Source organism: Plantibacter sp. M259 (assembly GCF_006065115.1).
Lineage (GTDB): Bacteria > Actinomycetota > Actinomycetes > Actinomycetales > Microbacteriaceae > Plantibacter > Plantibacter auratus.
The window spans coordinates 1808360-1820756 of record NZ_CP040750.1 but is presented as its reverse complement, the minus strand read 5'-3'; the positions used below and the strand labels follow the sequence as shown (position 1 = coordinate 1820756).

Below are 12397 nucleotides of genomic sequence, written 5' to 3'. Positions count from 1 at the left end.
CCGTTCATGGTCGAACCAGACGATTCACTCGGCTTGCGGGAGTCAACTGATCTCAGCACCCCGCCGAGAGGAATCCCCGTGAACACCACCCCAGATCCAGAACGCCCAGAGCCGCGTCCAGCGGACGACACGCACGCGCCGCAGACACCGCAGTCCTCGCCCGCACCCGACCCGTACCAGCCGCCAACCGGCTCGTATCAGCCCCAGCCCGGTGTGGACGTCACTCCCCCGGCCGGCTACCCCGGCAACACGGCCGGCGGCGGTCCGAGACCCGACCCCACCACGCCGTTCGGATACGCCACGGCTCCCCACGCGACGCACGACCAACCGTCGTCCGGGCACCCCCAGGAGCCCCACGGCCCGTATGGTCGGTTCGGCGACGGCCGATACGCCTACCCGCAGCCCAGCGCCTGGCAGCCCCAGTCGTACGGACAGCAGACGATCCCCCAGCCGTCGTCGTCCGAGGGTCTCCCGGCGAAGAAGCAGCCCATCGGGTGGATCATCGCCGCCGCGACGGCCGCCACGGTCGTGTCCCTCGTGACCGGTGGCCTCGGACTCGCCTCGCTTGCGGCTGGAGCGTTCCAGAGCGTCGCCGCCTCCTCACAGGTGACGGAGACGGTGCCGGACGAGGGCGGCCAGAGCTTCCGCGCGCCCGGCGGTCAGCCTGGCCCGCAGCAGGCGACGCCGGACGCCGCGACAGCGAACACCCGGAGTGCCACCGCCGCCGAGTCCGTGGGCGTCGTCGACATCGACACCGAGCTGGGCTACCAGGGGGCAGCCGCCGCGGGAACCGGGATGATCCTCACCGCGGACGGCCAGATCCTGACCAACAACCACGTCGTCGCGGGAGCGACGAGCATCGTCGTCACGGTCGTGGCGACCGGGCAGAAGTACGACGCGCGCGTCGTCGGGACGGATGCCACGAACGACGTCGCGCTCCTGCAGCTCGACGGCGCCTCAGGACTGGACACCGTCACGATCGACGACGACGGCGGCGCAGCCGTCGGTGACGCCGTCACCGGGGTCGGGAACGCCGGAGGCACCGGTGGGACACCCAGCGCGGCGGACGGGTCCGTCACCGCCCTCGACCAGGACATCACGGTCCAGGACGAGACGACCGGGGCGGGCAAGCAGCTGGCCGGCCTGATCCAGACGGACGCGGACATCCAGTCGGGCGACTCCGGCGGGCCCCTCTACGACGCGGAGGGCGAGGTGGTCGGCGTCGACACCGCTGCCTCCTCCGGTGGGACCGACATCGACGGATTCGCCATCCCGATCGACGACGCGTTGTCCATCGTCGACCAGATCCGCACCGGCGTCGAGACCGACACCGTCTCGATCGGCTACCCGGCCTTCATCGGGATCGGTCTGGCCGCGTCCGGCGCAGCCCAGCCCGTGCCGGGTGCCGTGGTCGGTTCGGTGATCGAGAACACGCCGGCGGCGTCGATCGGCCTCGCAGCCGGCGACGTCATCACGGGCATCAACGGTGCTGCCATCGACTCCGCTCAGACCCTGACGGCGACCATGGCCACGCTCGAGCCCGGCCAGACGGTCTCCGTCACCTGGACCACGGCGAGTGGGGCCTCCCAGACCGCTGACGTGACGCTGATCGAGGGCCCGGTCGGCTGATCGCGCGCTCGGGACGCTCGACGACTCCTCACCTCCGGCCCGCCGCCGGATCCGAGGAGTCGTCGACGTCTGCCCAGTAGGCTCGGGAGGCGGTGCCTCGCCGCGCCCACCGGAAGGAACCGCTCGTGACCCGCTTCCTCGGAGTCGACCTCGCCTGGGGCGAGGGGACCGGCTCCCGCGCGGCGAACGAGTCGGGACTGGTGTGCATCGACGAGACCGGGACGGTCATCGAGGCCGGGTGGGCCGTGGGGATCGACGCCGTCGTCGCCTGGATCGTCGCCACCGCCTCACCGGGCTCCGTGATCGCGGTCGACGCCCCGCTGCTCGTCCAGAACGAGACCGGCATGCGTCTCTGTGAACGTGAGGTCGGGCAGCGGTACGGGCGCTGGCAGGTCTCGGCCTATCCGTCGAACCTCGGCCTGCCCGCGCTCGGTGGTGTCGCGCTCTTCACGGCGCTGGAGGCGGCGGGGTTCCAGTACTTCGACGGACTGAGCGCTCCGGCGGCGGATGCCGTCGTGTTCTTCGAGGCCTATCCCCACACCACGTTGGTGGGTGCCGAGGAGTTCGGGTACCCGGATGCGCGGCCCCGCTACAAACGCCTCGACCCCGGTCTCCCCGTCGCCGAGCGACGGCGACGCCGCGCGGAGGTCTGCGACGACCTCGTCTCGCGCCTCCAGGCGCTGACCTCGGCGACTCCGCCACTCGACCTCGACACCCACCCGGTGACGGCGCTCCTCGTCGCGGAACCGTCGCCGCTGAAGGAATCGGCGCACAAGCACCGCGAGGACCTCATCGATGCGGCCATCTGCGCGTGGACGGCATCCGCTTGGTCCCGTTGGGGGCTCGAACGGTTCCAGGTCCTCGGCGCCTCGGATGCTCCGGACGACCGTGGGCGCGTCCCGACGCTCCTCGCCATGGCGCGACCCGAACAGCGCTCGAAACCGAACATTCCCATCTCGGCATATATCAATTCGTCTCCACGGCAGGCATCTTCGCCGCCACTGGAGTCCATCTCCCGGCAACCCATGACAGACCACGATCTCGATGAAGGACATATGAAGAAGAAGGAATACGCCCAGCCCGAGGCTCCAAAGGAATCGAACACGATCGAGTTCGTCCCCGGCGGAGCGGCGAACGCCGACGCGTCACCCGCGGCCTCGACGCGAGCGCCCTCCCCCGCCCCGACGACCGTCGAACTCCTGCGCAGTGCCACCTGGCACCTCGAACACGCGCGGGTGGTGGGCCACCCCGACGACGTCGAGTTCGAAGCGGCGAGGTCGGCGTTGGCGGAGGCCGTCTTCGACCTCGAGCACGTCCAGTACGGCGAGACGACTCGCGGCTAGGGCAGCCGTCAGGCGGGTCCTGAGTCCGATCGGCGCCGTGTCTCCCGATCGGCGCGTGCGCGTCGCTCGAGGATGTCGTTGCGAACCCAACGGATCACCAGGGACATGGCGAGCGACAGGAACAGGAACGCCGCCGCGCCCAGGGCGTAGGAGATGAAGTCCGTCGGGATGAACGTCGTGCCCAGCACGAGTGCCGAGGGCGGCCACTGGTCCGCGAGTGCGGCAGGGACCCCCGTGGCCTGGAAGAACTCGATCGCCGCCGAGAAGCCGAAGGCGCCGAGGGCGATCTGCCAGAGCGGACGCCGCGGCGCGGCGAAGGCCAACAGGAGCGCGACGAGGACCGTGTACAGCGCGTTGGTCACGGGGTTCGCCCAGGCCGCCGCCACCGACCAGTGCACCGTCAGCCCGGCGACGATCGTGATGATGGCTGCGCCGAGGAGCAGCGCGCGCTTGAGCGAGGTGGCGGGGCGTGGCCCCTCGTCCGTCTGGTCGGGTGCGTCGGTCATGCTTTCGTCCTCCGGGTGCGTCGTTGTCGCCCACGGGCCCAGTCGCGGGCCTCGGTTCCGGAGAGGGCGAGGATGATGGAACAGTCGACCGCGAAGCCGATCAGGTTGGTCTGCAGCGTCAATCCGCCGGCGCCGGCGACATAGCTCGCGGCGAGGGTGGCGATGGACGTCGAGCTGAAGGTCATGGCGAGCAGGCGTGCGAGGTTGCCTCCCCGATGGACCCGCCAGGCGAGGACGAGGTAGCAGAACGTCACCACGGCCGACAGGGCCAGCACGGCCCCGACCACCCACGGGATGAGGACGACGTCGTCGGCCGTCGCGGCCGTCGCGCGGGCCTCCGAGATGACCTGCTTCCAATCGGAGACCAGGAGGACACCGGAGAGCACGGTGGACAGTGCCGCGACGACCATGAGGACCACACCGACGGTGGTGTCCAGGGGCCGCGGGTGGCCGGCCCGGATGAGGGAGCGCGTCGGGGGAGTGTCGGCGGCCGGCAGGGTCGCCGCCGGCGGCACGACCACGGCGCTGAGATCGATGATCGGCAGGTCGCCGTCGGTGACGATCGCGTCGCCTCCGCCGTTCCGCGAGTGGTAGCCGGTGGAGAAGTTGTCGATCACGGACGTCGACGCCCCGAGGTCCGCGGCCGCGATCGACGCGACGATGTGATCGCGTTCGTCGTCGACGTCGTCGGCGATCCGGTGGGTCACCTGCAGGGTGAAGACGCTGATGCCGACCGATCGGTCGTATGTCCCGGCGGCCAGCCAATCCGCCTGGTAGCCGCCGGGGAGCAGCCAGCCCTCGGGGGTCGGCCAGAACCGGACGTGGTGCCGCTTCCCCGGACTGCCGTCGACCTCCTGCTGGTAGCAGAACGCCTGGGGACGACCGAACAGGTAGAGCGACGAGACGGGTGCCTCGGAGTAGCTGCGCCTGGTCAGCGTCGAGGTCACGATCCGCAGGTTCGCGCGCAGGCCGAGGTCGTCGGCGAGCGTCCAGCCCGCCGAGAGCATCGCCATGTGGATCTGCTCCTCCCGACCTCGGAGGCCGAGGTTCACGGGATCACCGAGGATGCCCTCGCGCGTGCGCGTGCGTCCGATGAAGTAGTCGGGTAGGTAGACGCGCGACAGCACGGTGTGCAGGCGGGGGAGGATCAGGTAGGCGATGACGAGGTAGATGACGAGGATGAACCAGGCCTGGGCCCAACCGCGGGCGAACGCCTCGGTGAGCAGCACGTACGCCAGGAAGACGGCCGCAGCTGTGCCGAAGGCGAAGAACCAACCGTCGACGATGCGTGCGATCCGTCCGCGACGATCCTCGGACAGGCCGCTTGCGGGCCCGATGAGGTCGCTGCGGGTCTTCGTCACCCGTCCAGGGTAGGGCCTGGTGCATCCACGTGCCGGGTGCGTGGGTGGTGGGAGGATGATGGGATGGACTCCGTCGCCCACATCACCGACCTCGCCGACTTCATCGTCGCCTCACCCACCTCGTATCACGCGGTCGCGGAGAGTGCTCGGCGCCTCACGGCGGCCGGCTTCACCCGGCGGCTCGAGACCGAGTCCTGGGACGGCGGCGCCGGCCGGTTCTTCGTCGAACGCGAGGGCGCGGTGATCGCCTGGGTGCAGCCCGAACAGGCCCACGCCACGACGCCGTTCCGCATCCTCGGCTCGCACACGGACTCGCCGAGCTTCAAGCTCAAGCCGAAGCCGACGACCGGCGCCCACGGGTGGCTGCAGGCCGGCGTGGAGGTCTACGGCGGACCGCTCCTCAACTCCTGGCTCGACCGCGAGCTCGAACTCGCCGGACGTCTGGTGACGCTCGACGGGACCGTGCACCTCGTCCGGACCGGCCCGTTCCTCCGCATTCCGCAGCTCGCCGTGCACCTCGATCGAGGTGCCAACGACGGTCTCGTCCTCGATCGTCAGCGCCACCTGCAGCCGGTGTACGGGGTCGGTGACCTCGCCCACGCGGACGTGCTCGCGCACCTGGCGGCGATCGCCGGCATCGACCCCACCGCGATCGCCGGGTACGACGTGCTCGTCGCCGACACCCAGGAGCCCCGGCGATTCGGTCTCGACGGTCAGCTGTTCGCCGCCGGACGCATGGACAACCTGACCTCGGTCCACGCGGGACTCGCGGCATTGCTGGCCGCGAGCGACGGGGGAGCGACCGACGACGCCGGACACATCACGGTCTTCGCCGCCTTCGACCACGAGGAGCTCGGTTCGGCCTCGACCTCCGGTGCAAGCGGTCCGTTCCTCGACGACGTCCTCACCCGCATCGGCGCGTCGCTGGGGGCGACGGCGTCAGAACGGCTCCAGGCCTACGCGGCGTCCTGGTGTCTGTCGGCGGACGCCGGCCACGCGATCCACCCGAACTACCCGGAGCGACACGACCCGGCCAACCGGCCGATCGCCGGTGGCGGTCCGCTGCTCAAGATCAACGCGAACCAGCGTTACGCCACCGACGCCCTCGGGGCCGCACTGTGGGCCCGGAGCTGCGCCGCCGCGGGTGTGGCCTCACAGGACTTCGTGTCGAACAACACGGTGCCGTGCGGCTCGACGATCGGCCCGCTCACCGCGACGCGGCTCGGCATCCGGACGGTCGACGTCGGGACGCCGCTGCTGTCGATGCACTCCGCCCGCGAGCTGTGCCACATCGACGATCCGACCGCTCTGAGCGCAGCGGTCCAGGCGTTCTTCCGGGGCGCCTGAGCAGCGCCGCAGCAGGAGATCCGCGCGGGAGCAGGACGCCCGAAGGCGGACGGTCCTGCTGCGACGCTGATCTCCTGCTGCGGGGCCGGGCTCAGCCCAGTTCGCGCAGCCGCAGACGGCGCCCGTCGGGGCTCGCGTCAGGGTTCACCTCGACGAGGTCGGAGCGCGAGTTGATGAAGTCGCTGAACGAGCGGTAGCCGAGCGGCTTCTCCTTGAACGCCGGATCCATGCGGATCATCTGGTTCTTCACCTCGGCGTTCAGCAGCCAGTCCTCGTCGTCGTTCTTCGCGTGCACGAGGCGGAGCGCCCGCACGAGGAGCTCGGTCGCCGCACGCTGTGCGTCGGGGCCGGAGGGGTCCGCGGTCTCGTCGTCGGTGTCGTCCAGGTCGTCGGCGTCGCGGTGGCTGAAGACCGGCTCGGTGAAGAGGCCGCCGATGCGGGGAGGTGTCTGGGCGACCGGTGCTTCGGCCGTCGGCGTGGACCCGGACGAGGCGCGACGACGCCCGCCGGACTTGGGTGCGGACTTCGGCGCCTCCTCCGAGGAGACCTCCGCCGTGCTCTCGACGGCGGCAGGGGTCCGGGGCGTGCGCGTGACGACCGGCCGGACGATCCCGGGGATGTCGTCGTAGTCGGAGAACTCGTCACACGCCGCCATGAGCGCACGACTCGTCGCGCCGGCGACACCGATCCCGATGACGTGGCGGCCGAGACGTCGGCAGCGCTGTGCGAGCGAGATGTAGTCGGAGTCGCCGGCGACGATCACGATGTGGGTGAGGTCGGGGAGGCGGAAGAGGTCCTCGACGACGTCCACGGCGAGGCGGATGTCGGCACCGTTCTTCATCGCCTTCGTCGTGGGGAACATCTGCGTCAGGTCGACCGCGCGGTCCACGAGGTCCTTCTGGTACGCGGAGTTGACCGGCTCGGACCAGTCGGCGTAGGAACGGCTGATGACGATGTTGCCGAACGACGAGGTGTAGTCGAGGATGGCGCCCACGTCGACGCGAGCGGCCTGCAGGCGCTCGGAGATCTCGTCGCCTTCGGGTGCGGCGGAGGGCACGTGGGACCGCGCGCGATCCCGGCTGAACGCCGCCTTCCCGTAGAGCTGGTTGTAGCGCGAGATGACGATGTTGTCGAAGTCGATGTAGACCGCGACTCTGGGCGTTCCGGTTTCTGCCATGACTCCATCATCCTCTGGTGGCCTGCGAATCGGCGACTTCAGTCCTCCACAGCCCGGCTTGCGGGGCTCCTCTCCACCGCTGCTACGCCGGCCAGGCCGTGACCGACCTGGGCTGCGTACCGTGGTCGCATGCCCAGTCACGCCGTCGACATCTTCAGCCCAGGGTCGCAACCCGAGTTATACCCGGTTATACTCTCACTCGTGAAGACCGCCATCTCGTTGCCTGATGAACTGTTCACCCGCGTCGAGGCTCGCGCCGCCGAGCTCGGTGTCAACCGGTCCGAGTTCTTCGCGGCGGCGGCGAGTCGGTATCTCGACGAGACCGATGCCGCCGGTCTCACTGCCGCAGTGGACACCGCGCTGCGGCATGCGGGAGTCGCTTCGGCGGAGGAAGCACGGGGCGTCGCCGCGGCCGGACGCGACCGCCTTGCCGAACTCACTGCCGGAGACGATTGGTGATCCGCCGCGGTGACATCCGGTGGGTCGATCTCGGCCCTCGCGAACGGGGGAGTGCGCCCGCCGCTCGGCGCCCGGTCGTCGTCGTCCAACATGACGCCTACACGCGGAGCGCACTCCGGACCGTGATCGTCGCGGTCGTCACGTCGAACACGGCGCTCGCCGAGCTCCCGGGCAACGTGTTCCTCCCTGCGACGGCTTCCGGCCTGCCGAAGGACTCGGTCGTGAACACCACGCAGCTGCTCACCCTCGATGAGCACGACCTCGGTCCGGCCGCCGGAAGGGTGCCCGTCACCCTGTCACTGGATCTGGACGCGGGGCTCCGGCGAGTGCTGCACCTCTGAGGTGGTGCCGGAGCGATCGGCTCAGAGGTGGCCGGTGAGCTTCCCGTGGAATGCCGAGCTGCGTTCGTCGAGTCCGGTGAACACGACCTCCTTGCCGTGGGCGGCGTACTTCTCCTGCACAGCGTCGAGGACGGCGACGCTCGAGGCGTCCCAGATCTGCGAGGCGGTGAAGTCGACGACGACGTCCGCGGGATCGGCCGCGTAGTCGAACTGTTCGACCAGGTCGTTGCTGCTGCCGAAGAACAGGGGGCCGATGACGCTGTAGCGGACGGAGGCGGCGTCGTCCGCGAGGACCCGGCGGACGCGGATCACGTGGGCCACGCGCCGCGCGAAGAGCACCATCGCGAGGACGGCTCCTGCAGCGACGCCGATCGCGAGGTTGTGGGTGATGACGACCACCGCGACGGTGACCACCATCACGACCGTCTCGGGGATGGGCATCCGTCGCAGGGTCGCCGGGCGCACGCTGTGCCAGTCGACGGTCTTGACGGCGACGATCATCATCACGGCGGCCAGCGCGACCATCGGGATCTGCGCCATCACCGGGCTGAGCGCGGTCACGAGCAGCAGGAGGAAGACGCCGGCGACGAAGGTGGAGATCCTCGTCCGAGCACGTCCCAGTTTGACGTTCACGACCGTCTGACCGATCATCGCGCAGCCGGCGATCCCGCCGTACCAACCGGCCAGGATGTTGGCTACGCCGAGGGCCCACGACTCGCGCCCCTTCGACGACGTCGTGTCGGTGATGTCGTCGACGAGTTTCGCCGTGAGGAGGGTTTCCATGAGCCCCACGAACGCGACGCTCAGCGCGGTCGGCCAGATGATGCCGAGCGTCTCGAGGTTGAGCGGCACGAGCAGCGCGGTCAGCCCGGGGAGGCCGCCGGAGACGTCCCCCTGGTCGCCGACGGTCGGCACGGCGGCGTGCGCGATCATCGTGATCGCGGTGACGACGACGATGGCGACGAGCGGCGCCGGCACCGCGGTCGTGAGCTTGGGGAGCAGCAGGACGATCAGCACCGTGATGACGAACAGCGGGTAGACGAGCCACGGGACGCCGAGCAGGTGGGGACCTGGGCGACGAAGATGAGGATGCCGAGCGCGTTGACGAAGCCGATCATCACGGAGCGGGGGATGAACCGCATGAGCCGGGAGAGACCGGTCACGCCGAACACGATCTGGATGAGGCCCGCGAGGACGACCGCGGGGAGCAGGTACTCCACGCCGTGTTCCTTGACGAGCGGCGCGACGACGAGGGCGACGGCTCCCGCGGCGGCCGTGATCATCGCCGGACGCCCGCCGAGGATCGACATCGAGATCGCGAGGACGACGGAGGCGATGAGGCTGACCTTCGGGTCGACGCCGGCGATGATCGAGAAGGAGATGACCTCGGGGATGAGCGCCAGCGTCGTGACGATCCCGGCGAGGATCTCGACGCTGAAGGCCCTGGGGTTCCGCAGGGTCGCGAGGACGCCGGGGCTCGGGCGGACGGCGGTGCGCATGGGGGCGTCAGGCTGACTCACCGTGCAAGCCTAGGCGCGTTCACAAGGCAGGACGCACCGGCGAGTCGCTGCTCGCGTCGGAGGGCGCGTCGCGACACGCGGCGACCGTCCTGAGTTGCGAACCGTGGGTCAGCCCCGCAACCAGGCCTCGAGACCGTCCGCGCTGATCGGGAGTGCTGCGGAGAGCACCTCGTGGCCGGTGGCGGTCACGAGCAGGTCGTCCTCGATGCGGACGCCGATGCCGCGCAGCTCCGGCGGCACGGTGAGGTCGTTCGCGTGGAAGTAGAGGCCGGGTTCGACGGTCAGGACGGCGCCCGGCTGCAGCGGCTCGTCGAGGTATCGCTCGTCGCCGATGCGGGCGCAGTCGTGCACGTCGAGTCCGAGATGGTGGCCGGTGCCGCTCGGCAGGTAGCGGCGGTGCTGCTGGCCGTTCGGCGACATCGCCTCGTCGACCGACACCTGCAGGATGCCGAGGTCGCGGAGGCTCATGGCGATCTGCTCGTAGGCCGTGTTCCGCATGTCGATGAACGACCGGCCGGGGCCGACCTGCGACATCGCGGCGCGGTGGGCCCGCTCGACGTGGTCGTGGACCTCGCGCTGGGCCGCGGTGTACGACCCGCTCGCCGGGAAGGTCCTCGTCACGTCGGCGGTGTACAGCGAGCGGGCTTCGACACCGGCGTCCATGAGGATGAGGTGCTCGGGGAGGACCGGACCGTCGCAGCGCGTCCAGTGCAGCGTGGGAGCGTGTGGTCCGCTGCCGATGATGGTCGAGTACCCGACACCGTTGCCGAAGGTGCGGGCGTGGCGCTCGAAGGTCGACTGCAACCAGCGTTCGCCGCCGAACTCGATGGCGGCGGACAGTTCGCGTGCCACGGAGCGGAACCCGCCGACCGTGGCGTCCACCGCGGCGCGGAGCTGCGCGATCTCCCAGTCGTCCTTGACGAGCTTCGCGGCGGACAGGGCGATGAGGAGCGCTCGCGACGCCGCGAATCGACCGTCGACCCGGGGCTCCGGGGCGCCTGCGCGGAGCGCGTCAGAGGGTACGAGGGCGAGGTCCGCGTCGAGCACCTCGAGGGAGCGGACATCGATGCCGAGCGCCTCCGCCCACTGGGGGAGTCCGGCGGATGGGCCGATCCAGAGCTCGCCGCGCATGGCGTCGGCGTAGAACGCCTCCTCACCGGGACCGACGGGCTCGGCGAGGTACAGCGTCGCGTCGTGGCCACCGGCGGTCGGCCGCATGACGAGGACCGCACCCTCCGCCTGGCAGGAGGTGAGCCACACGAAGTCGCTGTCGGGCCGGAACGGGAACTCGGTGTCGTTCGCGCGCGTCACGGCGCGTCCCGCGGCGACCACCAGCCAGCGGTCGGGGAACTGCGCGCTGATGACGTCGCGGTGACGCCCGGCGGCTGCGCCGGCACCCTCGGCGAGGTCGACGGACCGGTCCACCGCGCCCCAGCCCGTCGCGAGGTACTCGCGGAACGCGTCGTCCCGGGGGAGTGGCTGGGTGCGGGGGTCGCGGAACTGCAGGCTGTCTGGACACATGGAGATCAGTAAGCCACCCGAGGTGGACGCCGTCAAGCTGCGGGGCCCGGAGCCAGCGGAACATCTCGTCCGTACCGTCTGATCCGTCGTTTCGTCCTGCCCGACCGGCTCAGGTGACGGACGGGATGGACGGATCGTCGGCAGGTTGACACCTGTTCGGACGCCTCCGCAGAATGACGGCATGACAGGAACCACCGACACCGGCACCAGCGCCACGCTCGACTTCAACCTCGATGCGAAGGTGTTCGACATGGTGTCGTCGTCCGCGAGCGTCGTCGACGCCGACGCGCCCACGCGATTCGTCTACCACGAGACGCACGGCGTGCTCTGGGGCGAATACGTCGGTGACACCGTCTCCGTCGGACGGTTCTGCGGGGTGCGCACCGGCGAACGCATCGACATCTCGTTCGTGCACCGCAACCGTGCCGGCGACCTGACGACGCGCGGCGAAGCGAGCTCGATCATCTCCCGCGCCGAGGACGGCTCGTTCGTCCTCACCGAGGACTTCATCGGCCCGGACGGGCAGGCCCACGTCAGCGTCTGTCGGGAGATCGCCGCCGCCTGAACCGGTCAGGACGGGCACGCCACCGTCGCCGGGTCAGCGTCCGCGTCGCTCGGGCACCCGCTGGGCGCGCTCGTCGCTCGTGCGGACGAACCGCGTCATGCCGAAGCGCTCGCCGGAGTCCTCGACGCTCGTACGTTCGGACCTCGTCATGCGGAGCGACACGTTCGACCGCTCCTCGTCCATGAGGAAGACGGTCGTCGTCGCCTTGATGGACGGCCACTGTGCGAGCCGGGTGGCGACCAGTTCGTGGATCGCCGCCACGTCGGGGGCCCGGATCAGCATCATCGCGTCGTGCTCGCCGGTCGTGACGGCGAAGTACTCCAGCTCCGGGACCGAGGACAGCCGCGCCCGGAAGTCCGCCCACTGGCTCTGGCGCAGCGTGATGAAGACCATGGCCGCGACACCGAGCCCGACCGTGGCCGGCTCGATCTCCGCGTGGACCCCCTTCAGGACGCCGGCGCGGAGCATCGCCTCGTAGCGCGAGTAGGCGTTCGAGCGGGAGATCCCGAGCTCCTCCGCGAGTGCGGCGACCGAAGCCCGACCATCCTCCCGGAGCAGCTCCAACATGCGGATGTGGGTGTCGTCGAGTTGCATCGATTGCTCCAAACGTCCAGATTCAGCGGTGGTC

General features: G+C 70.1%; 11 protein-coding genes and 1 pseudogene. 6 read left to right on the top strand and 6 right to left on the bottom strand.

The genetic code is table 11. The features are described from left to right. Positions 1–78 precede the first annotated feature (78 nt). Positions 79–1629, top strand: a complete 1551-nt coding sequence (locus FGL15_RS20840; RefSeq protein WP_240773866.1) for a S1C family serine protease — start codon at positions 79–81, stop codon at positions 1627–1629. 125 nt (positions 1630–1754) lie between these two features. Then, positions 1755–2972, top strand: a complete 1218-nt coding sequence (locus FGL15_RS08410; RefSeq protein WP_138945691.1) for a DUF429 domain-containing protein — start codon at positions 1755–1757, stop codon at positions 2970–2972. 8 nt (positions 2973–2980) lie between these two features. On the opposite strand, the gene FGL15_RS08405 is transcribed toward FGL15_RS08410, so the two are convergent. Both FGL15_RS08405 and FGL15_RS08400 read right to left on the bottom strand, forming a co-directional pair. Beyond that, a complete protein-coding gene (locus FGL15_RS08405) occupies positions 2981–3478 on the bottom strand; it encodes a DUF2809 domain-containing protein (RefSeq protein ID WP_138945690.1) in 498 nt (165 codons plus the stop codon). Then, complete coding sequence (locus tag FGL15_RS08400; RefSeq protein ID WP_240773865.1) at positions 3475–4839, bottom strand: LssY C-terminal domain-containing protein; 1365 nt, start codon at positions 4837–4839, stop codon at positions 3475–3477. Before FGL15_RS08400 ends, FGL15_RS08405 begins: the two co-directional genes overlap by 4 nt. A gap of 63 nt (positions 4840–4902) precedes the next feature. Here FGL15_RS08400 and FGL15_RS08395 point away from each other — a divergent pair, with 63 nt between their 5' ends. Then, positions 4903–6186: a M18 family aminopeptidase gene (locus FGL15_RS08395; RefSeq protein ID WP_138945689.1), complete on the top strand. Its 1284-nt coding sequence runs from the start codon at positions 4903–4905 to the stop codon at positions 6184–6186. Between the two features lie 91 nt (positions 6187–6277). Here the strand turns inward: FGL15_RS08395 and FGL15_RS08390 are convergent, their stop codons facing one another. Continuing rightward, the gene (locus FGL15_RS08390; protein WP_137242962.1) at positions 6278–7363 is read right to left on the bottom strand and encodes an NYN domain-containing protein; all 1086 of its coding nucleotides are present in this window, start codon (positions 7361–7363) and stop codon (positions 6278–6280) included. Between the two features lie 129 nt (positions 7364–7492). Here FGL15_RS08390 and FGL15_RS08385 point away from each other — a divergent pair, with 129 nt between their 5' ends. Further along, entirely contained in the window at positions 7493–7822 is a 330-nt protein-coding gene (locus FGL15_RS08385; RefSeq protein WP_205858713.1) for a CopG family ribbon-helix-helix protein, read from the top strand. After that, on the top strand, positions 7819–8163 hold the full coding sequence (locus tag FGL15_RS08380) for a type II toxin-antitoxin system PemK/MazF family toxin (RefSeq protein ID WP_305037126.1): 345 nt from the start codon (positions 7819–7821) through the stop codon (positions 8161–8163). The genes FGL15_RS08385 and FGL15_RS08380 overlap by 4 nt, the downstream gene beginning before the upstream one ends. Positions 8164–8184: 21 nt before the next feature. On the opposite strand, the pseudogene FGL15_RS08375 reads toward FGL15_RS08380, so the two are convergent. Continuing rightward, a pseudogene (locus tag FGL15_RS08375) lies at positions 8185–9662 on the bottom strand (SulP family inorganic anion transporter). A gap of 129 nt (positions 9663–9791) precedes the next feature. Next, on the bottom strand, positions 9792–11204 hold the full coding sequence (locus FGL15_RS08370) for an aminopeptidase P family protein (RefSeq protein WP_138945687.1): 1413 nt from the start codon (positions 11202–11204) through the stop codon (positions 9792–9794). 181 nt (positions 11205–11385) lie between these two features. Here FGL15_RS08370 and FGL15_RS08365 point away from each other — a divergent pair, with 181 nt between their 5' ends. Then, positions 11386–11769 carry a hypothetical protein gene (locus tag FGL15_RS08365; protein WP_205858712.1) on the top strand — a complete coding sequence of 128 codons (384 nt, stop codon included), beginning with the start codon at positions 11386–11388 and terminating at the stop codon, positions 11767–11769. A 33-nt stretch (positions 11770–11802) separates the two neighbouring features. On the opposite strand, the gene FGL15_RS08360 is transcribed toward FGL15_RS08365, so the two are convergent. Further along, the gene (locus tag FGL15_RS08360) at positions 11803–12363 is read right to left on the bottom strand and encodes an Lrp/AsnC family transcriptional regulator (protein WP_079003723.1); all 561 of its coding nucleotides are present in this window, start codon (positions 12361–12363) and stop codon (positions 11803–11805) included. Positions 12364–12397 lie beyond the last annotated feature (34 nt).